We start from the raw sequence: 25,735 nt of genomic DNA on the forward strand, positions 1-25,735 counted from the left end.
GCCACGGCGCTGTGATCCCCTCCAGACAGCCGGGTGCACCGTGTTCCCAGCACACGCAGGAGGATTCGCCGATGTCTGTCTTCTACGAGTTGCCGGCCACCGAATTAGTGGAGGGACTGTCCACTGACGATGCCCAGCGCATCCTCGACGTGATGCGCGTAGGGGAGGCGATCCAGGTCACTGTCTACACACCGCGCCCTGACGATGACGCGCAGGATAGGCAGAACCAGGAGGAGTCCGAGACCCGGCTATTCGGCGTGGGCAGCTACGTGTCGCTCGGCGCGTTCCCCGGCACGCCGGTCGACCTGTCGCGTCACCCGCAGGCGCGGAACCGACGTGAATCCTCCAGGTAGAGAACACATAGTGTGTGATGCGCAGCGGAGACGGCGGGACTCGAACCCGCGGCCGGTTACACCGACTACGCCTTAGCAAGGCGCTGCATTCGCCACTCTGCCACGTCTCCAATTTGGCTGCACCGCAGCCATGCGAGCCCCCAGTCGGAATTGAACCGACGCTCGCGCATTACGAGTGCACCGCTCTGGCCTACTGAGCTATGGGGGCATGCGCGCCTTGCACGCAGCTGCCGGCGATCCGGTGCTTGTCTACGCGCATGGCACAGAACAGGTTGTACTCCGTGGTCCAGTCACACGCTCCGTACGACACCCACCTGCTGGTCGGCCACCAGCTCGAATACGCAGCGGCCAAAGCTCTGTCGGATGGGCTGAGGACCGGGACCGTGAGCTTGGTGCCGTCGAGCGATTTTCCGGACGACGCGAAGGTCGGTGACACGGTCGAGGTTTGAACGCACGTCCCGCGGAGTCACCGCGGTGCCGGCACGTGTGGTTGGAGTCTCCGACCGGAATCGAACCGGTGTGCGCGGCTTTGCAGACCGCTGCCTTGCCATTCGGCCACGGAGACATGTTCGCCGTACCGCTCACGATCGCTGGGCCGATGTCGACGCCTAGCGGCAGACGCCGCCGAGCCGGCGCAGCTGAGCGATCAGTTCGCGCGCCGGGCCACGTCTTCGAGAATGCGCCAGTCCTGCCCATCAATCGCCCAGCGATCGTGGGCGGTGCGGAACTTGTTCTTGCTCGCATGTTGTGCAGTGCAATCCGGACACAGACACCACGCCTGCAACCCATTGCTCGAGCGGTACACGATCTCGCGCGCAGCGCGGGCCTGCGCTTCCGTCACGTGAGACATCAACTCACGGCGTTTCCCTCATCGCAATCATCGCCCGTCGTCTCGGCTGACCATGTGCACATCCCTAGCGGGTTCCCCGTGCCGTGCGGCGGCGTCGAATCAGATCCATCGACTCGCGGCTCATGTACCCGATCGGTATCGCTCCCAGCCGAAGCGCGAGTTGCCGTTTCGACTCGGTCACGTCGTAGTGGGCGATCGGTGTGCCGGGTTTCTGGAACCAGACTCTTCGCAGACCGAGCTGCGCCGCGAAGGCGTGCAGCTCCTCGTCGGTGTCGGCCAGCAGGTGCGACCACACCGCGTTGAGCCGCCCCACCTGAGCAGGACGTTGCATGTCGTCGACGTAGACCGGCATCGCCCTATCTCTCCACCGGTGTCAGTTCGTCTGCGCGGTACCAGCGGAACGCATCGGGCTGGCGCTTGGCAGCGTCAGGGTGATCGGCGTCAGCTTCCAGGTAATGCATGCCGTCACCGCCCGGTCGCGGAGCCACCTGCACGCGGTACACCTTGCGGTTGTTACCAATTCGCACAAGGTCGTTCTTCCTGAACGCGACGTCCACTTGTCAACCTCCCCGGTTCATCGCGGCTGCATTGTCGATGCGGTCGCGGCAGGTTTCGTCGTTCGGGTTGCCGTTACAGAAGTAGAAGCACCCGCATAGTCGGCACTGCGATTCACCGGCCACGGCTGTGGTCCTCTCGGTCTCAAGGTGCCGACGCGGGGAAGGCCGCGCCGGTGTCGATGTCGTAGGCCCGCACGACAGCCGCGGCCGCCACTGGCACCGTGACCACAGCTTCGAACGCGGCGGTGGGGTCGATGCGTACCACCTGCGCGGACACATCGACGACGAGCACCACCAGGGACTCCTCGACGTCTTCGAACGCCTCGGACAGCCAGTTGTCGCACGCAGATATGAGCGCGGATTCGCTGGTGAAGAAGTAGATCGCGGGAACTGTTTCACCCAGTTGCGCGGAACGGGGCCCGATCGAGGGGCGCAGACCGTGGCTCCGGATCGACGCAGCTGCAGATGCGGTGGTGACGTGGAGGAGCTGCATTGGCTAGCTCCAGAGTGCGCGGATGCTGGGGGCGTCGCGCAGGGAGATGGAGGGGCCGCTGGCCGGCGCGCGGTCCGCGGAGCTGGAGCAGTCGCAAGACAGCCCGTGATGCAGGAACTCACCGCAGGCGGCACACCACACGTCGTAGTCGGTCTCACCGGCCGGCAGTACCGAGATCCGCGTAGCGCCGCCGACATCCTCACTGTCAATGTCAGCCGGACGGCGACCAGAGACATTGACGCCGAGGGCTTCCAGAATGGCTACGCTGCACCGCGGCGATCCACACGACTCGTGCAGATCTTCGGTTTGGCCGCGACGGCTGATGGTGATGCTCTCGGCTGGCATCGGCAGGTCTCCGCTCCGGTGGGGGACAACCGCGCTCAGTCGTCCATGCATTGGTGAGCATGCGCCCCATGACCTGAATTAACCGTGCCGGACGCGCAACACGCGGAAGGGCCGGATTCGGGTTCCCGTGTCGCAGGGCCGGTGACGCGCCGGAAACTCGCACACTGCGCGCAATCAGCGGTCGAACAGGTGGCCGGTCCCAGCGTAGGAGTCACACCGAAGATGCAGAGCGCCACCGAGAAACTGGCCGAGGCCCGGACTTCGCTGCACACCGCAGTGGCCGCCGTCGATGATTCCCACTACCGCCGCCAGCACGCACATCACGCCGCGACCCTCGCCGCGGACGTGACACTGTCGGCAGACGCCACCGCGGACCAGAAACGCACAGCGAGTATCTATCTGGATCAGGCAGTCGGAATGCGCCGCCAGGGCGGACAGTGAGCTGATCAACGATGCACACCCCGATGCCGTGCATTCGTGTCGCGCATTGCGCGGTGCCGGATTCGGTGTAGCTTCGGCGGCAATCGCCCCGGCCGTGGGGCGGGATCCTCGAAGCGAGACGGGCCGCGACCCCGCACCGCAACGTGGAGGTCAGCCCCCGCAGGGGCACATGGCGAACCCGCCCTGTTCACCGCGGTGTGGCTGGTGGTCGCGGCGCCGGACCCACTCCGCGGACTGCACAGGAGAGGTTTCTTCAACCATGGTTTCTCACCGACTCAAGGCCGACGCTCGCGCGTACATGGAACAGCACCCCGGGGTCAGCTACCAGGCAGCGTTGCGTGCTGTCACTGCGCACACACCGACGAGGGACGGTTCCGGCGGCAGGCCAGCACAGGAACCGTCACTTCAGCGCACCCGCGCAGTAGACCTCTTCGAAGCTCTGGGCATCGAAGACATCGCCACCCACGATTTCGCCGAGGTGTGGGCACGCAACACGGCAACCGCTTCGCTGCGGGTGCCCTACTGCTATCGGCTCGAAAGCGGCGCAATGAACGCCACGCTGGAACACCTCGATCTCACCGACGAGAGTCGGGGCGGAAGTGGTCCGCACCCCGTGCTCCAAGGACGCTTCGAGAGTGGCGCAACGCACGCCGCGCTGGAATACCTCGATCTCACCGACGAGAGTCGGGGCGGAAACGGGCCGCACGTCGCGATTGAGGGGCGCACCGGAAGCGGGAAGTCACATTTTCTGAGCTCTCTCGTTTTGGGCCTTGCCGCCACCTATGCGCCCGACACCGTGAGTTTCGTCCTGGCCGACGGTAAGGGCGGCAGCACATTCGAGGGGCTCGACAAGCTGCCCCACGTGGTTGCGGCGGTTTCTCACCTGGAGCACTTCCCGCCACGTGTCCAGCGCCTCATCGACTTTATCGCGACCGAGATGGATCGGCGGGCGCAGCTGATCTACACGCATTCAAAATGCGAGGACTTTGTCAGCTACACCGAACGGTCCATGCAGCGCGCGGGGTCGGAGTATCCGCGGTTGCCGCACTTGTTCATCGTGGTCGACGAGTTGCACGCAGCTGCGCGCAGCCACCCGCGCCTGGTGTCAGCACTCGGCCGCCTGGCGCGCACCGGGCGGGCGTTGGGGATGCACCTGGTGGTCGGCGACCAGCCGTCTGACAGGAGGCTGGGCGATGAACTGTCCGAACAGCTGCGCACTCGGATCACGCTGCCGCTTGATGAACCACTACACCGCATACATGCAGAGACCGACGGGACCGGACAGCCGAACAGCATGCTCACGCAGATTGCCTCACGGCTGTCCGCGCTCAGTGACTTCCGCGCGATGGACCAGTACCCGTTGTCTGACGAGGCCGCGCAACGCGAACGCATCGGTTTCGTCCGCGCCGAGATTGACTCCCTGATCGGCCAGGACGAGGTCAAAGAGCAGCTGCACGGCATCCTGACCGATGCGTCGGCAGCCGCGGAACGCGTCCGTCGCGGGTTGCGTGTCTCACCGGTGCGCCCCAACTTCGTCTTCACTGGCGCTCCCGGCACGGGGAAGACCCATGCTGCCGAAATCCTGGCAGACACCTTGCACGCCGCCGGGGTCACAGAAACCTCGAAGGTGGTGTTCGCGTACCGCAACACGCTCGTTGGCAGATTCGAGGGTGAGACTTCGTCGAGAACATCCGGGGTGTTCGACAGTGCGCGCGGGGGTGTTCTCTTCGTCGACAGCGCTTACGAACTGGTCCAGGACCGCGGCGGCAGCGGCGACCCGTTCGGGCGCGAGGCGGTGGACACGCTCAGTCAGCGGATGCGAGACGGCGGGAACGACCCGGTGGTGGTCCTGTGCGGATACCCCGAGGAGATGCGGCGTTTCCTGGCACGCGAGCAGAGCCTGGCCGGCCTGTTCAGCCGCCATGTCACGTTCACCTCGCCTTCGCAGGCTGAGCTGTGGAAGCACCTGGTGAGGTTCGCCGAGACGGCCGGCCACGTTCTCAGTCCCTCCACTGAGGAAGCGTTCCGGCGCATCGTCGAGGAGCTGGGCAACGAAGATGGCTACGGCTTCCGCTATATCGACCGGCTTGGCAATATTCGCTATGCCCGCAACGTCGTTGAACGCGCCGCGGGGATCGCGAGGCAGCGGATCGGCGGCGTGGAAGATCTGTCTGCGCTAACAGACGAGGAGCTGCTGCAGCTCACCAGCGAGGACGTCGTCATGGCTGCTGAACAGATCGCGAGTGCTGTGGGAGCGACCGCCGGGTGAGAGCGGTGCGGGTCGGTGCCCGGAACGAAAGCCGGCGCCGACCCGCAGCGGCCTCACGTCCACCACCAGTCGACATCGCGTCGAGCACGCAGGTCGGGGGTTCCCCGGGGTCGCCGACGGTACGCCAGCGGCCCTGCACGGTGCTCGGGAGCGACCGTTTTGAGGCCCCCGCTGGGCGTCTTGTCGGTGCGCGCCATCAGTCCCACCACCCGCCGGTGTACTCGCAGTAGCGGTGGGTCTGGCGGTTGTCGACGCGGTCCTCGTTGATCTCGCCGCAGCTGTTGGCCTGGCGCGTGAGGTCGCGCAGGATGGTCCGCTGCGCCGCCCGCTCGGCTGAGAACCAGGAGCGGCGAGCGGTCTGCCGATAGCGGGTGTCAGAGAACATTTTCCAGTGCGGAACAGGCTCACGCGCCGGTTCCCAGCGGCACACGGTGTCCGCGTATGTCCACGGGTCAGTAGGAAGGTCGCACGCAGCGGTGACGTGCAGCCGCCGGATGCCGGTGCACATGTGCGCCGCGCGCATGCCCGGGGCATCGTTGATCTGGACCCGCCAGGGGCGGGTCTTGTCGGTCTTGGACAACGGATCTGTCCGCCTTTCGGCGGGCTACCGGCGACCTCTGTCTGGCCGCAGGGGAGGCAGCCGCACCTACAACGGGAGACCCATGACCGTGTCCTTCCATGCGTGTGCGCGAAGCCACGCGGCGGTGGCGAGCCAGACAGCGTAACGCGCGGTGCTAGAGGTCCCGAAGGGGATCCTCGCGAACTCCCGCGCCGAATTCGTAGGCGTGGGCGATCAACCGGATGTACAGCTCATCGAGATGCCTGGCGCGGTCGTATTCCCGGTTGGTTACCTGCACGTACAGGGTGTAGATGTCGAACGGTTGGCCCTCGTCGAGATCGACTTTGGCCCCGTGAGCCCGGGCTTCTCCGCCGAGACGAGAGGCGGTCGCAAGCTCGGACCGCAGCCCTTCGACCCCGCCGAGCAATGCCTCGGCTCCCGCTTCCGCGAATAGGGCTTGGTAGTTCCGGTGCATCGTGACTCAGCGTCCCGGGAACAGTTTCGCGGCGGCGGCATCGGCATCGGCCTGCGCGGCGGTCAGTCCACCCTCATCGGTGAAACCGCTGTCGAGCACCTTGCCGCACGAGCCGTCCTGCACCGACCAGCGGTAGTGCGTCGGCTGCTCCTCGTCGTCCCACTGGTCGTAGTCGACGTAAGCGTAGATGCGGTCGAGACCGGACAACTCACGGGCATAGGTGGTCTGAGTGCCCGATGTGTGCTGCAGCTTCCACTCGTTCACAGGGCACCGCCGGCCAAAGTGGAAGCGGCATTCTCGGCGATGATCCGGTGCGCATTGCCAGCGGTGTCGAACCGGTGATACACCGGATGCCCGCCCACAGGCTGAACACGCAGCACCCAGGCTTCGGCGACGCCTACCAACTGCGCCTCTCGCAGGGAGTCACGTCCCCGGGACACCATCGTCTCGAGCTGCCCGCACAGCGGGGAACGCGGGTCCAGAGTCGTGATGATCTGCTCGATCGCTTGGTGGTCGCGCAGCGCGTTGAGCGAAATGACGGTTGTTGGCATGACACCGATAGTGGCCACGACCGGTCCGATTTCCGTTGCGCGGCGCGGCAGCTGGGTTGGGGCGACGAGGGGGAATCGAACCCACCGACCTCCCGGACCACAACCGGGTGCTCTGCCGTCTGAGCTATCGCCGCCATGACGGTCCCCGAACAGAGGACCGGGCCGCTGAACGCGCGCCGCCTGTCCGCGACTGCGCGAGCGGAGCCACCCGCACCCAGCATCTCAGCTGAGCAGTTCCGCCAACGGCCGTGAGCCGTGGCGATATGCGCGGAGGGCAGGGGGATCGAACCCCTACATGTCTATGCACCAACTGTTTTCAAGACAGCGCCCGTCGCCAGCCGTCGGGTGGGCCCTCCAATGCGACCGGCCCCCGCGGACCGATCCTCGTTGCTCCGGCGGGACTCGAACCCGCGACTTCCGCGTTATGAGCGCGGGGCTCTGCCAACTGAGCTACGGAGCGTTGCGGACACCCTCTGCAGAGTGGCCGAAAGTGGTTGCGGAGACAGGATTCGAACCTGCGACCTCTGGGTTATGGGCCCAGCGAGCTACCAAACTGCTCTACTCCGCGAAGCTGTTGCTTGCGCGCGTTGTACGCGCTCGGTGGCTACTCCGATCCAGTTGATCCACCGGCACGCGGTGATTCGCTTCCGCCACCTCCGGCCGGCGACCCGGCGGTGCCTTTCGCACCAGCAGAGTCACCGCGATGGCGCCCACCCGCAACTGCCGGTGAATCCGCAGCGGTCTTTCCGGACGCGTGCCGGCCCTGCGGTTTCGGCCGAGATTCGTCCTCGCCGGTATCGGTCGAGGACGAGGTGGAATCAGTGACGTCGAGCCTCGTCCGGGTGTCGTTGCTGCGCGAAGATTCAGTGGCCGAGCGTTTGCGTCCGGGGACGGCGACGGTGGATTCGTCACCGGGATCGGCGGCTTCGTCGGTTGACTCAAGGCCGCCGGTCGAAGTCTCGGGATCTGCTGCGGTGCTGTTCGCGGATTCGGGCTCAGCTTTGGTCACGTCGTCGCCGGTTTCATCATCTGTGACTGGCACGTCGTCTTCGTGGGGTTCCGCGACAACCGCGGTGTCCTCGACCGGATCGGCTTCGGTTACGTCGCCCGCGGATCCGACCACCGCCGGTGCGGAGACAGCGGACGCGGCTGAATTGCTGGCAGTGAGCGGTCCCGCATCGGCCACATCGACACCGTCCCGTGCCTGGTTAACAGACATGGGAGCTGACAGCTGAACGTCGGCGGTGACGAACGTGGACGCAGCTGCCTGGCGCAGCTGCGGTGCGGCAGCGGAGACGGCCGATCGGTGCGTCAACGAGCCCGGGTCCAGCACGGCGGCAACCGTATTGAAGCCGGCGGCAACGGCTGCGCCCACGGCGCGGACCGCCATATTGACTGCCCCGGCCACCGTGTGCGGCAGGTTCGCCACCAGCGACGGCAACCCTGCGGCGCGCATCAGCCCAGAAGCCAACGTTGCCGCGCCACCGTTGAATTTCGCGACCATCTCCGCGGCGGTCACAGACAGGTCGGCACCAGCGGTGAACGGAACCGACAGGAGCCCGGTACCGATGTCGGTGATGGCCCCCACGGTGCGCACGCCGGCGGCCACAACAGCTCCCAGTGCCTGGGTGTAGCTCGCAACGCTGAGCGGTTCGGAGCCGATGGCGCGGATGCTGCGCTGGAGCGCCCCCTCACCGGTACCGTCTCCGAGCCACGCGTCTGCGATCTCACCCACACCATGGGTGATGTTGCCCAGCGTCCGCCCCGCGGCGTCGACCAGCGTTCCGGTCAACCCGTTGACGCCGGCGAGCGCAGCGCTGACCGGGGCCGTCACGATTCCCTGTATCGCTGTCAGGACACCATCAAGCAGCGCCACACCCGGCACGAGGCCCTTCGCGGCGCTGAGCGCCTCGTTGACGCCCCGCAGCAGGTTGTCGATCTGGGAGGTGACTCCCGTGGCGAGTGTCCCCACCGTGGAAAGTGCACCGCGGCCGACGCTGTTGACCAGACCCGCCCCATCGTGAAGGACCAGGCCGGCGACATCGAGCGGAACGTTGAGAAGACCTGTGTAGCTGGACAACGAGAGCGGGTTGTTGATGATGCTCGCGACGGCATGCAACGCCGTGCTCAAAGATCCTGTCAATGTCGATGCCAAGAGGGTGGTGACCTCACCGGTGGTGAGCACGATGGTGCCGCTGACATCAGCCACCGTGTCCGATAGGCGCGTCAGGCCACCCGAGGAGGCCGCGCGCAGTGCGCGCAGAAGATCGACGAGCGCGCGGTTATCGGTGGACCTGATCATGTTGTTCCACAGGTCGTTGTTCACCGCCACGGCGGAGTCGAGCACGGAGCTGAGGCTGTTCCCCGGCATCGCGACAACGGAGGTGACCGTAGAGGACACGGACGCGAGTGCCGAATTCAACCGCTCGACAAGGTCATCAATGTCTCGGGGGCTGACCAGCGCCGCGAGCTGAACCCGTGGTGCCGACAACGACGGCAACGCCGGGAATGCCGGGGAGTGCAGCACGGCTGGGCTGACCAACAGCGGAGCAGCGGTGATCGCGGCAGCCGTGAGTGCAGTCGCAGCGGGCAGGTACGAACCGATCGAACGTTGCATGGGTGACTTCCTTGCCTGGGCGGGTGGGCAGTCTGTACCACGCAGTGAAAGAACATCGATGTGTGCGGCGCGACCTCCGTCACGCGCGGTCGCCAGTGCCAGTGGGCGATCTATTGAACGTGAGAACAGTTGTAGCGCTGCGAACGTCGCCGGTCGGGTGACGGGTGTGCACCGCATTTTCACGGCGGTTTGTCTACGCTTGCACGTCCCCCACCGGACGGTCGCTGCCCGCCATACCCGCACTTCGACAATCTGCGCGAGCAGAATATGGCGCTGCTGGAACCGCCGTACATCGTGTGTGTCGGCACCGGCGGTGATCGGAGGAAGCGACGTACACGCGCCGGGGACCAGGCGCTCGACCTTATCCGCGGCTTTTCTACTCATCGATCCGCGTGGGGCAGTTACCGTCGCGATGCACGCATAGTTCGCCGAACACGTTGTGCAGGCGATTTGCTCATTCTGATCCCCGGCGGCTTACTGGCTCTTGACCGTGTCGGTGGCCCTGACGACTAGGGTGGTTTTCTTCTCCAAAACGCGACGCTGCGGGCGCCGAAGTGGGCGCGCTATGCCACCTTCATGTAGAACGGCATCTCGATGACAGGCCACTGGTTGCGCCCGCAGGATCCGCTCGGTCCGATCGTCTTGTCGAACCCGGTGTACTCCCGGGCATCCGCGTCGTAGTGCCCGTTAGCGCCGACCGGGTAGATCATGTAGGTCTGCAGGCCCTCGACCGGGACGCCGTCGGCACAGTATCGCCAGTTGGGCACCTTGCGTTTGACGTACCAGAGACCGTTGGTCGTGTAGATCGGCGCACTCCAGCCGGCGTCGCTGTTCACTGTGCCGGTGCAGTCTGACGGGGAGACGCATTGCGTTGAGATGGTCCAGGTGCTGCGGGTGGGTGGCTGATCCTCGTAGCGCTGGTTGATCTTGGCCCAGTCACCGTTTGACGATGTGAGGAACGTTCCGTTGATCCCCCACAGCTGTTCGGCGCGCGCGGGCGGGGCACCGCCGAGCACAACGAGCATCGCGGACGCGACCACCGCCAACACCCTACCGGATGACATTGCTCCGCTCCCATTACTGATAGTGGCATTCTCGCTTTCGGAGAATATCACTGGCGGGCGATCCGGCTGGGCGTTTCGGCCGAGTACCCACCATGCATGGAGTAGCCACCTCGCGGCTGACGCGTTGCTCGACACGGTTGGTGCGGTTGCCACTCGTTTCAGTTGGGGCCACACCCGCTGGCCCCGAACGGATCGCCCGGTGCTCTGATCCGCTGAGCTGCAGGGGCAGTAGCGAAACCCCGTGCAGGTCGCCTCTCGTCTGGGGCCAGCGTCATGGAGACGCCTTCACCGGTGAAGGTCATCGAAGCCGGTGTTGACACGAGGTCTCGCTGCGCACAGCTTCACCGATGGAACCGAAGATCCCGCCGACGGCGCGCGACACGCGGAGGATGCGCCGCTATGGGGTGGCTTTCACGGCCTCGATCACGGCTGCAGCGACCGGGTTGCTGGTCAGCAGAGACTGGCCGTGGCTGTTGAAAACCAGCCAGTCGTAGGTCGATTCGATCTTGCGGACATCGCGCACCGTGACGGCCACACTGTGCGAGGTGACCTCCCAGTGCGTCGGGTGAGTGGCAGTGACGACGGCGCTGGACATGTCGGTGACCGTAGGCCGGTGGTCGGCACCTCAGCCGTGCGCGGCGCGGTATCGAAATTTGTAGCGCCGACGGGAATCGAACCCGCGCCTCCCGAGGTGAAAACCCGGGTGCCTAGCCATCACAGCACGGCGCCATGGACGAGACCACGACCGTCGCCGCGACCTCTGGAACCCCGCCAACCCAGCGAGGTGTTGCGCGCCCGGCAGGACTCGAACCTGCGCGTAACCGCTTTGGAGACGGTTGCTCTGCCGCTGAGCTACGGACGCTTGCCCCGCGAGCGGGGTGGGTGTCGGAAAGGTGAGGGACGACTGTGCGCCGGGGACCGTCGGTAGCCCGCTAACGTGGGGCCGCATGGTCACTGTCGACGAGCTGTCTTGTGCCGCCATGGCAGCGCTGTACGCCCCACCGGAGGCCATCACAGAGGCGTCGCTGCTTTCGTGGCCGGCAAGTCCCGGTCTGTATGCGGTGTTCGGTGCGGATACCGTCTGGCACACGCTGGGACTCGGCGAAGCTCCAGACGCGCGTCCGCTCTACGCCGGGAAAGCCGAGCGATCGTTGTCCAGCCGAGATGTCGGCACCCACTTCGGTTTCGCCGGCGGGTCAAACAGCATCACCGGCAGCTCGACACTGCGCCGCTCTTTGGCGGCACAACTGCGGTCGACGCTGGGTTTGCGAGGCCGCTACCGTAATCCGTCGATTCCGAAATATGCGTCGAATTACGGGTTATCCGACGAGCACGACGAACTTCTCAGCACGTGGATGCGCGCCAACCTGCGCGCAACGTATTGGGTCCACCCCGCAACTGAGGTGCCGCTCGACGCGGTCGAAACCGCGGTACTCACAGTGCTGAAGCCACCGCTGAATCTCGACAAAGTCACCCACCGCTGGGGAAAATCGATCCGGGCTGCCAGGGCGGTGATGGCGGCCGACTGCCGACAGACCTGACTTCCTCCGCTGTGCGTGCCCCCAGCAGGGATCGAACCTGCGACATTCCGATTAAAAGTCGGAAGCTCTGCCAACTGAGCTATGGAGGCCAAGAGCCCACGCCGAGAATCGAACTCGGGACAACCTGCGCCGGAGGCAGGTGCTCTATCCGCTGAGCTACGCGGGCATGCGATCGGTCGGGGTGACACGATTCGAACGTGCGACTTCCCGCTCCCAAAGCGGGTGCTCCACCAAGCTGAGCTACACCCCGGTGTGCGCCGTTGAGGCCGGCGCGGTCCTGGTCGCGGTGGCCGGAATTGAACCGACACGTCCGAAGAGACGGCTTTACAGGCCGCTGAGCCCACCACCTGCTCAACACCGCGCTTGTAGTCCCCGAGGGATTCGAACCCCCGACATCCGCGTTGTAGGCGCGGCGCTCTCCCGCTGAGCTAGAGGACCGTTGCCGCCGGACACCGCCGGCCCCCGTGCACAGGGAAAGCGGCGATGCCAGCAGTTTGCGACCGTGACGGGACTTGAACCCGCGATCTCCGCCGTGACAGGGCAGCGAGGACTCCAGCTCCTCCACACAGCCAGGTGGTGCGCACGGGACTCGAAACCCACACACGGCCCATGACGCGCCCGATTCGACACGCTGCGGACTCGAACCGCTTGCCCGCCTGGACACACCGGGGTGGATTCCCCGGGAATCGAACCCGGCACCTCCGTCTTATCAGGACGGTGCTCTAACCAACTGAGCTAGGAATCCGCGCGCACCGCTGAGCGATTCGCGTGATGACGTACCGCGAGAGGGATTCGAACCCCCGACCCCCTGATCCGTAATCAGGCGCTCTCTCCACTGAGCTAACGCGGCGTGACGATCCCCGCAACGGGACCGACGCACTTCACGCAGACAACCCGGAACGGCGCAGGTCGGCTTCCAAGTTGGCCACGGCACGGTGATCGCGAGTAGTGGCCGGCGCGATCACGATGTTCTGCTGTTTGTCCGGCGGAACGAACCGCCAATGCCCGCCGCTGGTCTTACAGACGTCCCATTGTTGCTCCTCGGCTGTCGAGATCAGCGCCTTGAGACGCTTCTTGTAATCGGATCCGCTCATAGCCGGCCACCCTGCGCGGGCAACGGTCACCGGCCGCCACGCGGCGCGTCCGGATACTCAGTCCTCGGCGGGGCCGATGAACTTCACCTGCGCCCACCATCCGGACTCGCGCAGCCGCTCCTGCAGCTCCGCGGAGATCAGCTCCTGCAGGTCGTCGTGGCGTGACAGATGCAGCCGCACAACACCGCCCGGAGCACCGGATGCGACATCACACTGCACCCATGGCCCAGCTGAGCACCGGAACGACGACAGACTCAGCGCTGCATCAAGGAATTCCGCAGGATCAGACCCACTGACAGTCGCGGTGTAGATGTCGCCGCCGCTGTCATCGCTCTCGGGCGGGTACCCGTTGCGGATGAGCAGCGGAATCCCGTGACGCATCGCGGCAATCGAGCGGTGCACTCCGTCTGCGACTCGCAGCCGTCGGCTCCACCAGCGATCGCGGCGGACGATGATCGGGCGCTCGAAGCCATCAACCAGCTCGGATGCCAGCTCGGCGATGCGGCGACGCTCATGCGGGTCCGCCAGCAGAATCGCCTCGGTGTCAGACCACCGTTCCTCGTGAGCAGGACGGACGTGGGCGCGGAACCACTCCGCATCAACCGCGCGGGTGCTGTGGCGCCGCATCACCGCCTCACCTCCCTGTTGTGTGGTCCCGGCCGGAATCGAACCGACTTCTCCTGGGCTTCAACCGGGCGCTTGAACCATGTCAGCTTCGGGACCATCTCACACCCTTACACGCGGGTGCAGGCGCAGGTGAGCATCGACAGCGACCATCACCTCACGGGTCACGCCGTGGCGCTCGTGCAGTTCCGGTACCAGGACCCGGCCGGACGTAACTGCTGGCAGGCACGCGTCATGCTCGCCGACCACATCGTCGAGTACCACGGCACGGTTGATCCGAGGATGCGCCTGCAGGTAGCGCAACGCGCCGCGCACTTTCAGGCTGTGCCCGAAGCTGACCCGGTTCTCGTCGTGGCGAACCCATGGCAGCCCGTGCGGGAGGCCGAACCACTCGGCGTAGTCGTCGGCCTGGTCGTTCCAGGTGGTGTTCCACACCAGCGCGACGCCGCGATCATGCAGCGTGCACAGCCAGTCGACGACCTCGGTCACCGCGTGGATCGGATACCCGACTGTGCGGGTGCTCAGTGTCCAACCCGGTGCGGAGTCGGTGACATTCAGCGTGCCGTCGATGTCGAGAAACACGGCGTCCATGCCGTGGGACTGTAACTGGGTCGGATCGATGCTACGGATGTGGCGCGTACTGGGCGATCCATTCGCGGATCACGCGCACATCGCGGGGAATCAGCCCCTGTGCCGGGTGCGGACGCACGAACGTAGTGGGCGCGGTACGCGACTTGCGCCAGCTCTCCGAGAGCATGTCGACTGACAGCGCGTCCTCGGTCCACAGAAGTGCTGCATCGCCGGGGACCGCCGCCTTGGCGACGGCAACCTTCCAGGGGCCCGATACCATCCGCTCACGCGCATCCAGCCCGTCTGCAGCATCGGCGGCGAGGACGTTCTCGTCGAACCACGGGATCTCCGGCAGCCCGTCCAGGATCGGCGGCAGCTGCCGGGTGTGTTCACGCCACGTCGATAACCACTGCACCGCCACACCGGCGTCGACAGCCGCGGCAACGGTCTCGACGACCGTCGCCGACCACAGCAGTGGGAGCTTCACCGGCTTGCCGTGACGGTCACGGTCCCCTTCGGGGTGATCGATGGACGCGGATCGCCAGTCCGGCCAGAAGCTTCGCCCGCCGCGCTTGGACAGCGCGTTGATCACGCCGTCGAAGTCGAGCAACCACATCGGCGTTGTCACGGTGTCAGCCCCTATTCCAGTGCGGTGAGTTCCGATTCAGCGTGCCGCTTCGAGATTGTGTCGCCCCACCGTCCTGCGATGTCCCAACGCACATCGCAGGAATATCCATAGCCGCTGATCCCGTTGTGGCGCACCTGATGCGACACCGTGCCGGCCGTCTCGCCGGGGACGAAGTACCGCCGCAGCGAGACAGGTACGTGGGCGGCGTCGGCGATCGTGACTCGCGCGCCTACTTTCCACCGTCCCACCGAACCTCCCTCAAGCAGCACATGTGCGAATCTCTAAAGTAGAGAATAGCAGGGCGGTGTCGAGTGAAAGGGGCGGGAGTTGAACCCGCGTGCAGCTGGCGTCCCAGCCGGCAGACCGTCTATGCCAACCCTCTCAGTGCTGTCGCCTCGGTGGGCTTCAACGTAGTCCGTGCGGGAATCGAACCCGCGCAACGGGTCTGAGAAACCCGCGGCCTGCCACTAACCGAACGGACCAAGATGGGGTTTGAGTGTGACCCGCAGCGGGCCAAGTCTCCACTGCGGGTAACACTCAAACCCCAGGTCACACACCCTTGGGTCGGTACGGCTGCCAAAGCAGCCGCATCCCCGCCTCCTCCGGCGTCCGGTCGGCCTTGCTCCAGTTGCATGGCCCGCAGGCGGCCACCAGGTTGAACCAGGTGTCACCACCACCGCGGGAACGTGGCAGCACGTGATCGTAGGTGTCAGCCCGACTGCCGCAGTAGGCGCAGGTGTGCTTGTCGCGGGCCAGGATGTCAGCGCGAGCGGCGTGCTCGGTGTCGCGCCGGTACGGCACGTGCACGTATCGCGCCAGCATCAGCGACCGCGGAACCTCGATCGCGACCGAGGGGGACCGCACCAGCCGCGGCGGAACGTGGGTCTCCAGCACGAACGCCGCCTCACGCAGGATCATGCTCACGGCGTCCTGCCAGGAGATGGTGCCGTGATCGGAGTAGTCGGCGTTGAACACCTGCACGGCAGGTGCGGGCAGCAATGTGGTCATGGCGCCGCACCTCCTTTCGGTGTCGTGGTCGGGCCAAGGTGGCGCGGGTGCGCCGGAAGTGGAGACTGGGAGATTCGAACTCCCGACATCCTGCTTGCAAAGCAGGCGCTCTACCGACTGAGCTAAGCCTCGATCCGTGGACTTGAGTGATTGATGTGTCTGCCATGGCTGGTTGTCGTTTGGTGGGCTTGTGAGCGTGACGTAACCGCTGGTCTGCCCAGCTTTTCCCTGTGCGCTCCGGTAGGGGCCTATTCGGCCAGGTGGTCAGGCTGTGGCCAGTAGAGGTGGATCGTAGCCGATGATGTTGCGCCACAGTGTAAGCCAGTGGTCAGCCCAGGGCCAGTGGCTCGGTAGGTGCAGAAGGGGTCGGCGTTGCGGTCGGACCAGGCGTGCGGGGACGGTGATGAGCTTGCGGCGCAGTGTGGCGCCCCGGGCGACTGCGTGGGCTCCACCGGCCAGGACGCCGGCGGCGCGCAGCAGGTTGTGGGCAATCGCGGCGCACAGGATCCACGCCGAGTTCGCTCCGAAACGTCCCGAAGGCATGTGAGCCAGGGGTCCATCGATCAGGTCGGCGAACACGGTTTCGATGATCGCGTGGCGGCGGTGGGTGATGTCGGCCGCAACGGTGGGTTCGTCGGTGTCGGTGAAGAACGGGTGATACCGCCACACCGGAAACAGCGCATCAGGAAAGCGGGCATCTTTGACCCGACGCACGATCAACCGGGCGGTCATCGGGTTGTCGGTGGAGGTGAAGGCGGTGTAGGTGGTCTCGGCGACTTCTGCATCGGAGATCCAGGCTCCCGTGTCGGGATCACGGACCGCTCCGGGGTATTCCACTGCAATCCAGGCGCTCTCGTCGATGGACTCGATGGCTGCAGCGACGGCGCGGGTCTTGGTCAGCACCAACGAGAACTGGGCACCGGCGCGGCGGCAGGCTGTGGCCACGGTGCTGTTGCCGTAGGCCGAATCGCCGCGCACCACAATCTGGCCGGTGACCCCGGCGGCGCGGGCGGTGGCGACGGCTTGGGCGATCATCCGGGCCGCACCCTTGCCGGAGTTGGCCTTCCCGGCTCGCAACCGGGCGCCGGTGATCACCGGCGCACTCGTGGCGGTGCTGATCGTGGTGACCAACGGCGACAGGCCCTTGCGCAGGATCTGCTTGCCCGCGATTTTGGTGTGTCCGTAGGAAGCACCTTGTTTGGCGTGGCCATAGACCGGACGCAGCAGTGAGTCGATGTCGAGGAACGCGCGCTCGTCGGCGCCAGGCAACAGATCGACCCGCGCGCAGAGTCCGGCCAGGTGCTCGCGCAAAACCGATTCGAGCTGGCGGGCGTGTCCGAAAGTAAATTCGCGCAACAAAGTTCCGATGGTCGAGGGTGCATACACGCCGCCGAACAGTGTCTTCATCCCACCTGCCCGCACCAGGTCGAGATCGTCAATGCAGTCCGCACCGGCACACATGCCCGCGATGACTGTGCTCAGCTTCGGTGCCGGGTTGGCCGCCCCGGACTTGATCCTCGGCTCGGCAATGACCACCTTGTCACGTAATAGCTGCGGCAAGGCAGTCTGGGCCGCCAGGGTCATCACCGGGACCAATCCAGCGCAGGACACGAGATGGTCATCATCGAAGACCGCCGACGACACAGCGAAACTATGGGACACTTTCACCGGAAGTGCCTTTCTGACCTGGAATGATTAGTGCGTAGAGAACACCAATCTTCCCAGTTCAAAGGGCACTTTCCTCATTCCGACACCCTGCGACCAGCCGATACATCGGTGGATCGAGGCTAAGCCCCCGAGATGGTGCGCTGGCCCGGAAGGACTCGAACCTTCAACGGCGCGATTAACAGTCGCGTGCTCTGCCAATTAAGCTACGGGCCAATGTGTTTTGATCTGCGTACCCCTCCCCGGATTCGAACCGGGAACCTTCGGAACCTAAACCCGACGCCTCTACCAGTTGGGCCAGAGGGGCATGGTGCGGACGGCGGGGATCGAGCCCGCGGCCTTCGCGTTGGCAACGAGACGCGCTACCGGCTGCGCCACATCCACGTAGACCCGCGACTTTCGGCCAGCTGCAGTCTGACTTGCCCGGCACAGATTCACTCATCCGCCAACGGTCCCCGCGCGGGCAGGGCGACGCCGGGTCTGACGGTTCCACGCCCCGCTCACGCAGCGGATGGTCACCGACAACCTTGGAGCCACCGTCGGGGGTTGAACCCGAGGCCTCCGCCTTACCAAGGCGGCGCTCTGCCACTGAGCTACGGCGGCGACGCACCGATGGGTGCGGGGGAGAGCCCCGAGCCGGATTCGAACCGGCGGCGGACACCGCTTACAAGGCGGCCGCTCTGGCCGGGCTGAGCTACCGGGGCGTGCTATCCCGCCTCGCGGCGGGTGCGGATACGCGCGACGCGCTGATCATCGGTGGGCGCTACCCAGCCGTGGTACCCCGCTGAGTCGTCCCATTCGAGGGCATGGGTGCGCTGTTCGCGGCCGCACCAACGGCAGCCGTTCGGCGGCGGTGCAGTCGTAGGTGCGGCATCAGGCATGTGCGACCCGCTGGCCGGCCGGCCAGAACTTGTCGACGGGGATGATCAACGTCGTGCCGCCGGCGCCGATGTCCTCGCGCCGGAACCAGTAACAGCGCTGGCCTTCCACCTGCGCCCCATACCCAAGGGCGATACGGGCTCCCTGGTAGACCCACTTTTCACGCGCCATCGCCAGCAGCTTAATCGGTACTGGCGCTGACGTGGACGTTGCAGTCATAGGCCGTCTCCAGCTTGGACTTCCACACCTGAGCCAGTGAACTGAGCGCCGCTGATTCAGGGTGGAACAGCGAGTACGACAGGACCAGCGTCTTCGACGGCCAGGACACCGTCTCGGTGGGCTCAGTGCGCGCGAACAGCACGTCATCACCCATATCGGCGGCCACCTCGCGGCACAGGGACTCGAGGTGGGAGCGATCTTCGGCTGTCGGGCGGCTGTCTGCGCCGCGGTAGGTGCCGTAGCGCAACGTGACGCACAGCTTCAAGTTCATCGACATGGTGAGTGTCCTTACTCCATGGAGGCGACCAATTCCCTAAAACAGAGAATAGACGCCGTCGCCGACAAGTAGTCCGAGCAGGTTCGACACGCCGGACGGGGTCCGGTGAACGGGCTGCCCAGAGAGGATTCGAACCTCTACCGGCCTGATCCAGAATCAGGTGTCCTGCCAGTTAGACCACCGGGCAATGGGCGCGTGTACAGTCCGCCGACTTGCTGCCTCGCCAGGGTTCGAACCTGAACCGGGCGAACCAAAACCGCCGGTGCTGCCAGTTACACCACGAGGCAATGCGTGGCCCCCGCGGGAATCGAACCCGCACTCTCGGTGTGAGAACCGCGGTTTGAGCGCGGCGCGGCTGCCATTTACGCCAGAGGGCCGTTGTTCGTCGAGCGCGATCGACGGAAACGATCTGCAGTGCGCGCCGCGCGCAGTGGAGCGGATGACGGGCATCGAACCCGCGACATCGACCTTGGAAGGGTCGCGCTCTACCAGCTGAGCTACATCCGCAAAGCCCCGGATCCGTGTCCGACGGGGCCACTCGGTGTGATGTGGCACGGCATTAGGGCGCTACCGCCGTGCGGGCGCCCCGCGATCGGCGTAGTCGAGAAAGCCGTGTCAGTGTGGCGACGCGTCCTGTATGCGCAGCGCATGCCGCCGCAGTTCATCGGCATTCTGAAACCAGATCACGCCCGGCAGAGCAGATCCGATCTCACCAAGCTCGACGCGCACGGCGGTGTCATCGAGATGCCCGGTGAAGCCGACCAGCGGGCGATCCACAGGCACTGATCCAACCGTGCCCACGCCCGCCGCGATGACCGGCAGGAACCGCTTGTGCTGGCCAAGTCTCGACGTTGCGGCCTGAAGGCAGTCGTCGCAGATGTTGAGCACCAACTCCTCACCGTCGAAACTGTCCCAGAACGTCGACCCGTAGTGCCCGCTGGTGCGGAACTCGGTGCCGCCGTACGGCTGGTTGTCGACATCGGCGAAGGCGTTGTGCAGAGATGTGGCGCAGACGAAGCAGGGCAGTGCATATTCGCTCATACCCGGAACAAGCCGGCTTGGTCGGCTGGGTGTCAAAACGGGGTGCGCCGCGAGGGGATCGAACCCCCGGCCCGCTGATTAAGAGTCAGCTGCTCTACCGACTGAGCTAGCGGCGCAAACGGCAGGACAGACCGGCATGTTTGTGTCCGGCCTGCCCTGCTCGAACCCGCACAAGCGCACCAGCTGGCACGCCTGTGCGGGGTGCTGGGCGCATGGCGGCGCCCAGCCGCTGTCCCGATCACCGGTCCGGGGTGCACCCACACGTCTGGCTGACCGCGCAGTGGCTCCCGGGGGAGCGGCGGTCGCCGAGGCGGCGAATACACCTGTCCCGGTGAGGGACAGCGCATCACACACTATGGAGTTCTCAAGTTCCTGGGCGGGGGCCCGGTGTCACCGAGTCCGCGAGCCGAAGCCGTAACCGCTGAGCGGGTTCGTATCCGACGAGGAGAATGGTGCACCGAAAGCGGCGCCGTGTCCAGCGTGTTTATTCTCGAAAAGTGTTGCTGTGCAATCGTTTTAGATGCGGCAAAACGCAGAAACGTCAGGCGACGTTTCTGCCAGCGGCAACCGAAAAGGTGAGGGATTTATGAGATTTGTCTTCTGGCCCTTGCTTCCGGCTGGGGCACACACCCGCGAACGGGGTGGAAGGGCTACGGAATAGCCGGAAGCAACTGGGCTGACCGAAGTCGCGCGACTCAGCGAGCGCCCAGGCTCCGATGACATTGGTCTCGACCGTTTCCACGCACGACAACGCAGCCGGGGACGCAGTGCGCATCCCGACTGTCATGCGATAGTCGCGAGCCAACGTGGACATCCCCGCACGCTAACACCGGCGACCGACAGTGCCTAGCGCTTTACTGCGACACACCGCGAGTGCGCGATATGTGAATCGTTTCGTGTGCGAGCGCAACGGTGCATCGGCATCGGGAACTGCACCACATGCGGCGCGAGCAGCCTGAATTCGTCGGACCTTCGCAATAAGGTCGCGCCATGAGGACCGCTGCTGGCCTGGTGGTCGACCCACGAGTACACGCCGAGGAGATTGAACCACCCCGGGTTTGATGCACACCTTCTTTCGAGGGAAGGTTGTTCGCATTATGCCGAGGAAGTACGACGACGAGTTCAAGACCCGGGCGGTGCGGTTGGTCACCGACCATGCCGAGGAGTACGACAGCCGCACGGCCTGCATCAGCGCGGTGGCCAAGCGGTTGGGGGTGTCTTATGAATCGCTGCGCCGCTGGGTGAACCAGGCCGAGGTGGATACCGGGGTCCGTGACGGTGTGCCCACCGATACGGTGCGCGAGTTGCGCGAGCTCAAGCGTAAGAATCGTGAGCTTGAGGAAACCATCGAAATCCTCAAGGCGGCAACAAGTTTCTTCGTGCGGGAGAGCGACCCGCGACACCACTGATCTGTGCGTTCATTGCCGAGCATCGTGCTCGGTTCGGGGTCGCTCCGATCTGCCGCGTGCTCACCGAGCACGGCTGCCAGATTGCCCCGAGAACCTTCTATGCCTGGCTGACCCGTCCCCCGTCAGCGCGGACCCTCTGGGACACCGTGATCACCGAAGTGCTGGCCGGCTTCTACGAGCCTGACGAGCACGGCCGCCGCAAACCGGAGTCGTTGTACGGCGCCACCAAGATGTGGGCTCACCTGCAGCGTCAGGGCATCGCCGTGGCGCGTTGCACCGTGGAACGGCTCATGCGGGCCAACGGCTGGCGTGGGGTTACCCGCCGCAAAAAGGTTCGCACCACGATCGCTGATCCGGCCGCGGCGCGGGCAGCCGATCTGGTCAAACGCCAGTTCCGGGTACCCGCCCCCAACGTGCTGCTCGTCGCGGACTTCACCTACGTCCGCATGTCCAACGGAGCGTTCGTATACACCGCGTTCGCCATCGACGCCTTCGCGGGCCGGATCGTCGGGTGGACCTGCTCGGCCAGCAAGGAAGACAGGTTCGTGCGCCAGGCGATCCGCCATGCCGCACAACTCCGAATAAGCGAAGGTAATCCGTTGTTGGGCAACACTATTCACCACAGCGACGCAGGCTCGCAATACACCTCCCTGCGGTTCGGGGAAACACTCGCGCTGTCCGGACTGGTGGCCTCAATCGGCACAGTCGGGGATGCCTTCGACAACGCTCTGGCGGAGACGACCATAGGGCTCTACAAGACCGAAGCCGTCCGCGACGACTCACCGTTCCGGCGAGGCCCGCTGCACCGGCTCGCTGACGTGGAACTGCTGACCGCCGAGTGGGTGCACTGGTACAACACCGACCGGCTCATGCACCGCCTGGGCCGCATCCCACCGACCGAGTACGAGACCATCCACTACGCTACAAACACAGCCCAGCCAGAGGCTGCACACCAGTAACCAGGTGTGCATCAAACCCGGGGCGATTCAGATCGCCCGGTTCACGAGCTACATCGTAGAAGGACCCGCGGACCACGACTGCGACATCTGGATCGGCGGCATCGGTGCGGACGGATACGGACGGTTCCACATCAACCGCGGTGGAGCCCGTTTCTGTGTGCGCCCCAATCGCTATGCCCTGGCACTGTTCGGCGGGGGAGCCGTGGCTCCCCGAATACTTGCACTGCATGAGTGCGACAACCCGATCTGCACCCGCGTCGGCCCGCATCACATCGTCGGCGGCGATCAACGCCACAACATGGCGCGCATGGTGGCGATGCGCCGAGGCGGCAGCGGTCGCGTCATCCGCGGCGCTCTTCGTGATCTGCGCCGGCAACGCTCGGTGGCGCTGCGTGAAGCGGTGCGCTGCGGGTGGGACGCCTGCGCGGTGGAAGCCGCGCTACTCGGAAACCAGCCGACACTGTGGTGAGTGGACGTGACACCGCCGCGCACCCGCTCACCACTGTGCGTCAGGACAACGCCCACGGCGCAATGGCCGTCGAGGTTCGCAGGCCTATGCCGCGGGTTTTGTCTGGCCGGCGTCCTCAGAAGACACGAAGCTGACCTCGCGCAGCACCAGCGTCCTTGCACGGGTCATCGCCACGTAGAGCATCCGCAACTTGGCGGTGTCCTCGATGTCGACCTCGCCCATCAGCACGTGCACGCGCTCCCACGTACCCCCTTTGGCCTTGTGGATCGTCGAGACGGTCACGTCGGCCATATCCCGAGACGCAACCACGGTGCGCGCCAACTGCTCCAGCGCCTCGGCGCCATGCGTGCGCACCAACGTCACGGTGGCGTGCAGTGACTCCTCCTCGACGCCCGGAACCGAGCGCAGCCATTCACGCCAGCTCACCAGATCGGTGAACCGGCGCAGCACCGGCTCGGCACACTCGTCGGCCCTACCGCTTTCGACCAGCGCCACGTCACGTGCCAGCGAAACCAGGTCTTGCAGATCCAGCGTCGAGTAGACGCGGCGGCCGGCACGGGTGTGGCTCACGATCGCATCGACCACCTGGCGGTTGGTGGCACACACCACCGCGTCGCAACCGAACGCTTCGTGCTCGTCGAACACGTCGCGCAGATGGCCGTCTGCCGGGCCGACCCCGAGCAGGCGCATCGGCACTTCGTGACCCGGGTCGAGCAGCTCGAGGATCCCGTTGGCGTGTGCGGCGATCTCGGGGCCGAACCGGCGCGACTCGCGCAGTGGAAGTGTGACCACACCCTGCTGTGCTGAGAAGCCCTGCATGGCATCGATGCTGCCGGTGAACGAGTACAGCTCCTGGAACGGGTCGCCGCACAGGACCAGCTGCACACGACCGCGCTGGGCCAGCACCAGACCGGCCATGACCCCGTTTGCGTCCTGCGCCTCGTCGTAGAGAACTACATCGCCGTCGGAGCCAATCTGTGGCGACGTGAGTGCCCAAGCTTTGAGGTAGTGGTCGTGGCTCGTCTTCAACTGCCCGTGCGGACTGGTCAGCTCCGCCCACAACGCCTGCGCACTCTCCAGCAGGGCCGCGCGCACCAGTGGTCGTAGCGCCGGCTCCAGCTCACCCAGATAAGGCACATGATCCTCGGTCATAGTGGGGGAGGCGGACTGGCAGAACAGCTTTACCGTGTCGCGGGTAAGGGTCAGGAACCGTCGCTGGGCCCCGAACGGCAGGCTGTAGTTGGGGATCTCGATGCGGGTGTAGGCGTTGGTGTTCGGGTTGAACTCCACGGTCGCCCGCAGACATCGTGACGCTTTCGCGATACCGAGGTGCTTCATCTCGGCGCGGATCGGCATGCTGTCACGGTTGAGGTGATCGACCATGTGCGTCAGCGCCGGATTCGTCCGACATCCGCGATACGCCAGTGCATGTGCGGTTGAGGCTCGCGCGTTGGTCAAGCCGAAATCGGCGAAGGTGGCACCGACTTCTTCGGCGTTGCGCTTGTTGAACGTGATGTACCAGGCGGTGGTTGTGGGCCGGTACATCTGCGCAGCCGCGGCGATGAACGCCAGAGTCGTGCTCTTGCCGGTACCGGCGCCAGCCTGCACAGCCAGGTCGGCGCCGGCCAGGAACGCGGCGATGATCGCCTGCTGTTCGGTCGACGGCGACATGGTGACGCTCACGCGGGCTCTCTTCTCTTCGAGGCGACAGATCTCTAAAACGGAGACTAGCGGCAGTCTCCGACGCATTCGAAGATCACGCGGAGAGACCGCCTTCGGCGTGTGCGATGAGGAGACAACAGGCAGGCGCCCGACACGCGGGGCCTACCGCGGCACCCACATTCGCGATGCGCACCGTCTGTGGCGGGATTCGAGTGGTGCCACGGCGTGAGTTTGCTAGCCGCGGTGGCGGCGCGATCGGCGGCGAGTTCACCGTGAACTGCGGTTAGGGCGCCGGTGGTTCCTGTGAAAATAACGTCTGACCAGCCTCTTAGCCCGGATTTTTCGTGGTTTGTTGCTGGTGAGGGTGTGTAGATAAGCGAAAGTGCCTGTCCTGCAAGGAATAATCGGACTTGTCTAAGGTTCGGATCGTTCCAGCGGAAAGGCACCTCGCAGGTGAAGAATATCGCGACCACATCACGGGTGAAAGTGTCCGCCGACGGCCATGGCGTCGTGTCGCATGCCGGGATGGCCATGCTGCGCGAACTCGCCGACTGGACCGGGCTATCGACGCAGGTGACCGCCGCGTTGGCCGACACCTACCGCGGCCCGTGGGTGTATGCGCCCGGGGAGGTGTTCGCCGACCTGGCGGCCGCGGTCGCCGACGGCGCCGATTGCATCGACGCCGTCGGCCAGTTGTGCGGGGATCGTGAGCACGCCTTCGGCGCGAAAGCCTCCACCACCACGATGTGGCGACTGGTCGATGAGCGCATCGACGCCGCCCACCTACCCGCAGTGCGAGCAGCGCGCGCCGCGGCGCGCGCGGCGGCCTGGGCCGCCGGAGCCGCACCCACCGGCGATGACTGGCTGCACATCGACATCGATGCCACCCTGGTCATCGATCACTCCGACAACAAGCACGGCGCGGCCCCGACCTGGAAGAAAACGTTCGGCCTGCACCCGCTGCTGGCGTTTCTGGACCGCCCCGAGATCGCCGGCGGGGAAGCTCTGGCCGGGCTGCTGCGCACCGGTAACGCCGGCTCCAACACCGCCAGTGATCACATCATCGTCCTGGCCCAGGCACTGGCCGCCCTTGCGCCGGTGTGTCGGCCCGACCCC

31 protein-coding genes and 30 tRNA genes are annotated in these 25,735 nt (G+C 65.5%); 9 read left to right on the forward strand and 52 right to left on the reverse strand.

The genetic code is table 11. The features are described from left to right. Window positions 1-71 precede the first annotated feature (71 nt). Window positions 72-353 carry a hypothetical protein gene (locus tag BN976_RS29355; protein WP_145978005.1) on the forward strand — a complete coding sequence of 94 codons (282 nt, stop codon included), beginning with the start codon at window positions 72-74 and terminating at the stop codon, window positions 351-353. Between the two features lie 25 nt (window positions 354-378). Here BN976_RS29355 and BN976_RS29360 read toward each other — a convergent pair. Beyond that, a tRNA-Ser gene (locus tag BN976_RS29360) sits at window positions 379-463 on the reverse strand. A 25-nt stretch (window positions 464-488) separates the two neighbouring features. Continuing rightward, a tRNA-Thr gene (locus BN976_RS29365) sits at window positions 489-561 on the reverse strand. Between the two features lie 49 nt (window positions 562-610). On the opposite strand from BN976_RS29365, the gene BN976_RS29370 reads away from it, so the two are divergent. Then, complete coding sequence (locus BN976_RS29370) at window positions 611-802, forward strand: hypothetical protein (protein ID WP_036376657.1); 192 nt, start codon at window positions 611-613, stop codon at window positions 800-802. 42 nt (window positions 803-844) lie between these two features. Here the strand turns inward: BN976_RS29370 and BN976_RS29375 are convergent. The 5 genes from BN976_RS29375 to BN976_RS32230 form a co-directional block, all read right to left on the reverse strand. Further along, a tRNA-Cys gene (locus BN976_RS29375) sits at window positions 845-918 on the reverse strand. A gap of 81 nt (window positions 919-999) precedes the next feature. Then, the gene (locus tag BN976_RS29380; protein WP_036376660.1) at window positions 1,000-1,194 is read right to left on the reverse strand and encodes a hypothetical protein; all 195 of its coding nucleotides are present in this window, start codon (window positions 1,192-1,194) and stop codon (window positions 1,000-1,002) included. Window positions 1,195-1,267: 73 nt separating this feature from the next. After that, window positions 1,268-1,555, reverse strand: coding sequence for a DUF4031 domain-containing protein (locus BN976_RS29385; RefSeq protein WP_036376663.1), 288 nt, complete (start codon window positions 1,553-1,555; stop codon window positions 1,268-1,270). A gap of 4 nt (window positions 1,556-1,559) precedes the next feature. Beyond that, complete coding sequence (locus BN976_RS29390; protein WP_036376666.1) at window positions 1,560-1,760, reverse strand: hypothetical protein; 201 nt, start codon at window positions 1,758-1,760, stop codon at window positions 1,560-1,562. A 142-nt stretch (window positions 1,761-1,902) separates the two neighbouring features. After that, the gene (locus BN976_RS32230) at window positions 1,903-2,253 is read right to left on the reverse strand and encodes a hypothetical protein (protein ID WP_051558638.1); all 351 of its coding nucleotides are present in this window, start codon (window positions 2,251-2,253) and stop codon (window positions 1,903-1,905) included. A gap of 108 nt (window positions 2,254-2,361) precedes the next feature. Here BN976_RS32230 and BN976_RS32235 point away from each other — a divergent pair, with 108 nt between their 5' ends. The 3 genes from BN976_RS32235 to BN976_RS32240 all read left to right on the forward strand — a co-directional run bounded on the left by BN976_RS32235 (window position 2,362) and on the right by BN976_RS32240 (window position 5,308). After that, window positions 2,362-2,655, forward strand: coding sequence for a hypothetical protein (locus BN976_RS32235; RefSeq protein ID WP_051558639.1), 294 nt, complete (start codon window positions 2,362-2,364; stop codon window positions 2,653-2,655). A 165-nt stretch (window positions 2,656-2,820) separates the two neighbouring features. Beyond that, entirely contained in the window at window positions 2,821-3,039 is a 219-nt protein-coding gene (locus BN976_RS29400) for a hypothetical protein (RefSeq protein ID WP_036376670.1), read from the forward strand. A gap of 478 nt (window positions 3,040-3,517) precedes the next feature. Next, window positions 3,518-5,308: an FtsK/SpoIIIE domain-containing protein gene (locus tag BN976_RS32240; RefSeq protein WP_158498058.1), complete on the forward strand. Its 1,791-nt coding sequence runs from the start codon at window positions 3,518-3,520 to the stop codon at window positions 5,306-5,308. Window positions 5,309-5,504: 196 nt separating this feature from the next. Here BN976_RS32240 and BN976_RS29410 read toward each other — a convergent pair whose 3' ends face one another. The 13 genes from BN976_RS29410 to BN976_RS29465 form a co-directional block, all read right to left on the reverse strand. Continuing rightward, on the reverse strand, window positions 5,505-5,888 hold the full coding sequence (locus BN976_RS29410; RefSeq protein WP_036376673.1) for a hypothetical protein: 384 nt from the start codon (window positions 5,886-5,888) through the stop codon (window positions 5,505-5,507). A gap of 154 nt (window positions 5,889-6,042) precedes the next feature. Further along, window positions 6,043-6,342 (reverse strand): hypothetical protein, encoded by a 300-nt coding sequence (locus BN976_RS29415; RefSeq protein ID WP_036376676.1) that lies wholly within the window; start codon window positions 6,340-6,342, stop codon window positions 6,043-6,045. Between the two features lie 6 nt (window positions 6,343-6,348). Continuing rightward, on the reverse strand, window positions 6,349-6,606 hold the full coding sequence (locus BN976_RS29420; protein ID WP_036376680.1) for a hypothetical protein: 258 nt from the start codon (window positions 6,604-6,606) through the stop codon (window positions 6,349-6,351). Next, on the reverse strand, window positions 6,603-6,911 hold the full coding sequence (locus BN976_RS33035; RefSeq protein ID WP_145978006.1) for a hypothetical protein: 309 nt from the start codon (window positions 6,909-6,911) through the stop codon (window positions 6,603-6,605). The genes BN976_RS29420 and BN976_RS33035 overlap by 4 nt, the downstream gene beginning before the upstream one ends. Window positions 6,912-6,950: 39 nt before the next feature. Next, a tRNA-His gene (locus tag BN976_RS29430) sits at window positions 6,951-7,027 on the reverse strand. A 134-nt stretch (window positions 7,028-7,161) separates the two neighbouring features. Beyond that, window positions 7,162-7,249: transfer RNA gene (locus tag BN976_RS33950), tRNA-Ser, on the reverse strand. Between the two features lie 31 nt (window positions 7,250-7,280). Then, window positions 7,281-7,353, reverse strand: a tRNA-Ile gene (locus BN976_RS29435). A 31-nt stretch (window positions 7,354-7,384) separates the two neighbouring features. Beyond that, window positions 7,385-7,461, reverse strand: a tRNA-Met gene (locus BN976_RS29440). 36 nt (window positions 7,462-7,497) lie between these two features. Continuing rightward, on the reverse strand, window positions 7,498-9,510 hold the full coding sequence (locus BN976_RS29445; protein WP_036376686.1) for a hypothetical protein: 2,013 nt from the start codon (window positions 9,508-9,510) through the stop codon (window positions 7,498-7,500). A gap of 563 nt (window positions 9,511-10,073) precedes the next feature. Next, a complete protein-coding gene (locus BN976_RS29450) occupies window positions 10,074-10,574 on the reverse strand; it encodes an Rv2253/PknI dimerization domain-containing protein (protein WP_036376689.1) in 501 nt (166 codons plus the stop codon). Between the two features lie 397 nt (window positions 10,575-10,971). Continuing rightward, on the reverse strand, window positions 10,972-11,169 hold the full coding sequence (locus BN976_RS29455) for a hypothetical protein (protein WP_036376692.1): 198 nt from the start codon (window positions 11,167-11,169) through the stop codon (window positions 10,972-10,974). 61 nt (window positions 11,170-11,230) lie between these two features. Next, window positions 11,231-11,303 (reverse strand) — tRNA-Glu (locus BN976_RS29460). Window positions 11,304-11,364: 61 nt separating this feature from the next. Then, window positions 11,365-11,436, reverse strand: a tRNA-Trp gene (locus BN976_RS29465). 85 nt (window positions 11,437-11,521) lie between these two features. Here BN976_RS29465 and BN976_RS29470 point away from each other — a divergent pair. Then, on the forward strand, window positions 11,522-12,115 hold the full coding sequence (locus BN976_RS29470) for a GIY-YIG nuclease family protein (protein WP_036376695.1): 594 nt from the start codon (window positions 11,522-11,524) through the stop codon (window positions 12,113-12,115). 16 nt (window positions 12,116-12,131) lie between these two features. On the opposite strand, the gene BN976_RS29475 is transcribed toward BN976_RS29470, so the two are convergent. The 31 genes from BN976_RS29475 to BN976_RS29620 form a co-directional block, all read right to left on the reverse strand. After that, window positions 12,132-12,204 (reverse strand) — tRNA-Lys (locus BN976_RS29475). A gap of 4 nt (window positions 12,205-12,208) precedes the next feature. Beyond that, window positions 12,209-12,281 (reverse strand) — tRNA-Arg (locus tag BN976_RS29480). 10 nt (window positions 12,282-12,291) lie between these two features. Continuing rightward, window positions 12,292-12,365, reverse strand: a tRNA-Pro gene (locus BN976_RS29485). A gap of 28 nt (window positions 12,366-12,393) precedes the next feature. Then, a tRNA-Tyr gene (locus BN976_RS29490) sits at window positions 12,394-12,477 on the reverse strand. A 4-nt stretch (window positions 12,478-12,481) separates the two neighbouring features. Further along, a tRNA-Val gene (locus BN976_RS29495) sits at window positions 12,482-12,553 on the reverse strand. Between the two features lie 59 nt (window positions 12,554-12,612). Next, window positions 12,613-12,686 (reverse strand) — tRNA-Asp (locus BN976_RS29500). 100 nt (window positions 12,687-12,786) lie between these two features. Further along, window positions 12,787-12,860, reverse strand: a tRNA-Ile gene (locus BN976_RS29505). Between the two features lie 32 nt (window positions 12,861-12,892). Next, a tRNA-Arg gene (locus BN976_RS29510) sits at window positions 12,893-12,965 on the reverse strand. A 31-nt stretch (window positions 12,966-12,996) separates the two neighbouring features. Beyond that, window positions 12,997-13,209: a hypothetical protein gene (locus BN976_RS29515; protein ID WP_036376698.1), complete on the reverse strand. Its 213-nt coding sequence runs from the start codon at window positions 13,207-13,209 to the stop codon at window positions 12,997-12,999. A 57-nt stretch (window positions 13,210-13,266) separates the two neighbouring features. Then, window positions 13,267-13,836 (reverse strand): ParB N-terminal domain-containing protein, encoded by a 570-nt coding sequence (locus BN976_RS29520; RefSeq protein WP_145978007.1) that lies wholly within the window; start codon window positions 13,834-13,836, stop codon window positions 13,267-13,269. 23 nt (window positions 13,837-13,859) lie between these two features. Beyond that, window positions 13,860-13,932 (reverse strand) — tRNA-Phe (locus BN976_RS29525). A 3-nt stretch (window positions 13,933-13,935) separates the two neighbouring features. Continuing rightward, entirely contained in the window at window positions 13,936-14,424 is a 489-nt protein-coding gene (locus tag BN976_RS29530; RefSeq protein ID WP_036376703.1) for an HAD domain-containing protein, read from the reverse strand. 31 nt (window positions 14,425-14,455) lie between these two features. Continuing rightward, window positions 14,456-15,031, reverse strand: a complete 576-nt coding sequence (locus BN976_RS29535; RefSeq protein WP_145978008.1) for a hypothetical protein — start codon at window positions 15,029-15,031, stop codon at window positions 14,456-14,458. A gap of 11 nt (window positions 15,032-15,042) precedes the next feature. Beyond that, entirely contained in the window at window positions 15,043-15,279 is a 237-nt protein-coding gene (locus tag BN976_RS29540) for a hypothetical protein (protein WP_131524825.1), read from the reverse strand. 64 nt (window positions 15,280-15,343) lie between these two features. Continuing rightward, window positions 15,344-15,414: transfer RNA gene (locus BN976_RS33955), tRNA-OTHER, on the reverse strand. 28 nt (window positions 15,415-15,442) lie between these two features. After that, window positions 15,443-15,513: transfer RNA gene (locus BN976_RS29545), tRNA-Glu, on the reverse strand. A 67-nt stretch (window positions 15,514-15,580) separates the two neighbouring features. Further along, the gene (locus BN976_RS29550; RefSeq protein WP_036376710.1) at window positions 15,581-16,039 is read right to left on the reverse strand and encodes an HNH endonuclease; all 459 of its coding nucleotides are present in this window, start codon (window positions 16,037-16,039) and stop codon (window positions 15,581-15,583) included. 59 nt (window positions 16,040-16,098) lie between these two features. After that, window positions 16,099-16,170: transfer RNA gene (locus BN976_RS29555), tRNA-Ala, on the reverse strand. Between the two features lie 133 nt (window positions 16,171-16,303). Continuing rightward, window positions 16,304-17,707 carry an IS1380 family transposase gene (locus BN976_RS29560; protein WP_036376713.1) on the reverse strand — a complete coding sequence of 468 codons (1,404 nt, stop codon included), beginning with the start codon at window positions 17,705-17,707 and terminating at the stop codon, window positions 16,304-16,306. Window positions 17,708-17,847: 140 nt separating this feature from the next. Next, window positions 17,848-17,920: transfer RNA gene (locus BN976_RS29565), tRNA-Asn, on the reverse strand. Between the two features lie 17 nt (window positions 17,921-17,937). Beyond that, a tRNA-Leu gene (locus BN976_RS29570) sits at window positions 17,938-18,011 on the reverse strand. Between the two features lies 1 nt (window position 18,012). Continuing rightward, a tRNA-Gly gene (locus BN976_RS29575) sits at window positions 18,013-18,088 on the reverse strand. A 144-nt stretch (window positions 18,089-18,232) separates the two neighbouring features. Continuing rightward, window positions 18,233-18,307 (reverse strand) — tRNA-Thr (locus BN976_RS29580). Between the two features lie 24 nt (window positions 18,308-18,331). Further along, window positions 18,332-18,408: transfer RNA gene (locus BN976_RS29585), tRNA-Thr, on the reverse strand. Between the two features lie 169 nt (window positions 18,409-18,577). Then, window positions 18,578-18,754 (reverse strand): hypothetical protein, encoded by a 177-nt coding sequence (locus BN976_RS33960; RefSeq protein WP_158498059.1) that lies wholly within the window; start codon window positions 18,752-18,754, stop codon window positions 18,578-18,580. Window positions 18,755-18,764: 10 nt separating this feature from the next. Next, on the reverse strand, window positions 18,765-19,079 hold the full coding sequence (locus BN976_RS29590; protein WP_036376715.1) for a hypothetical protein: 315 nt from the start codon (window positions 19,077-19,079) through the stop codon (window positions 18,765-18,767). 114 nt (window positions 19,080-19,193) lie between these two features. Then, window positions 19,194-19,266 (reverse strand) — tRNA-Gln (locus tag BN976_RS29595). A gap of 105 nt (window positions 19,267-19,371) precedes the next feature. Further along, window positions 19,372-19,456 (reverse strand) — tRNA-Leu (locus BN976_RS29605). A 54-nt stretch (window positions 19,457-19,510) separates the two neighbouring features. Then, window positions 19,511-19,586: transfer RNA gene (locus BN976_RS29610), tRNA-Gly, on the reverse strand. A 108-nt stretch (window positions 19,587-19,694) separates the two neighbouring features. Further along, entirely contained in the window at window positions 19,695-20,120 is a 426-nt protein-coding gene (locus BN976_RS29615) for a hypothetical protein (RefSeq protein ID WP_036376718.1), read from the reverse strand. Window positions 20,121-20,163: 43 nt separating this feature from the next. Further along, window positions 20,164-20,236, reverse strand: a tRNA-Lys gene (locus BN976_RS29620). Window positions 20,237-21,217: 981 nt separating this feature from the next. On the opposite strand from BN976_RS29620, the gene BN976_RS29630 reads away from it, so the two are divergent. Together BN976_RS29630 and BN976_RS29635 are read left to right on the forward strand one after the other, a co-directional pair. After that, a protein-coding gene (locus BN976_RS29630) for an IS3 family transposase (RefSeq protein WP_109489691.1) occupies window positions 21,218-22,488 on the forward strand; the annotation gives its coding sequence in 2 pieces (ribosomal slippage) (window positions 21,218-21,491 and window positions 21,491-22,488; 1,272 coding nt in all). Window positions 22,489-22,492: 4 nt separating this feature from the next. Further along, complete coding sequence (locus BN976_RS29635) at window positions 22,493-22,957, forward strand: hypothetical protein (protein ID WP_235622174.1); 465 nt, start codon at window positions 22,493-22,495, stop codon at window positions 22,955-22,957. 84 nt (window positions 22,958-23,041) lie between these two features. Here BN976_RS29635 and BN976_RS29640 read toward each other — a convergent pair whose 3' ends face one another. Next, the gene (locus BN976_RS29640; protein ID WP_036376726.1) at window positions 23,042-24,640 is read right to left on the reverse strand and encodes an AAA family ATPase; all 1,599 of its coding nucleotides are present in this window, start codon (window positions 24,638-24,640) and stop codon (window positions 23,042-23,044) included. 432 nt (window positions 24,641-25,072) lie between these two features. On the opposite strand from BN976_RS29640, the gene BN976_RS29645 reads away from it, so the two are divergent. Next, a partial coding sequence (locus BN976_RS29645) for an IS1380 family transposase (protein WP_036376728.1) occupies window positions 25,073-25,735 on the forward strand: 663 nt, incomplete at its 3' end.

The sequence above is a fragment of the Mycolicibacterium austroafricanum genome (assembly GCF_000612725.1).
Taxonomy (GTDB): Bacteria; Actinomycetota; Actinomycetes; order Mycobacteriales; family Mycobacteriaceae; genus Mycobacterium; species Mycobacterium austroafricanum.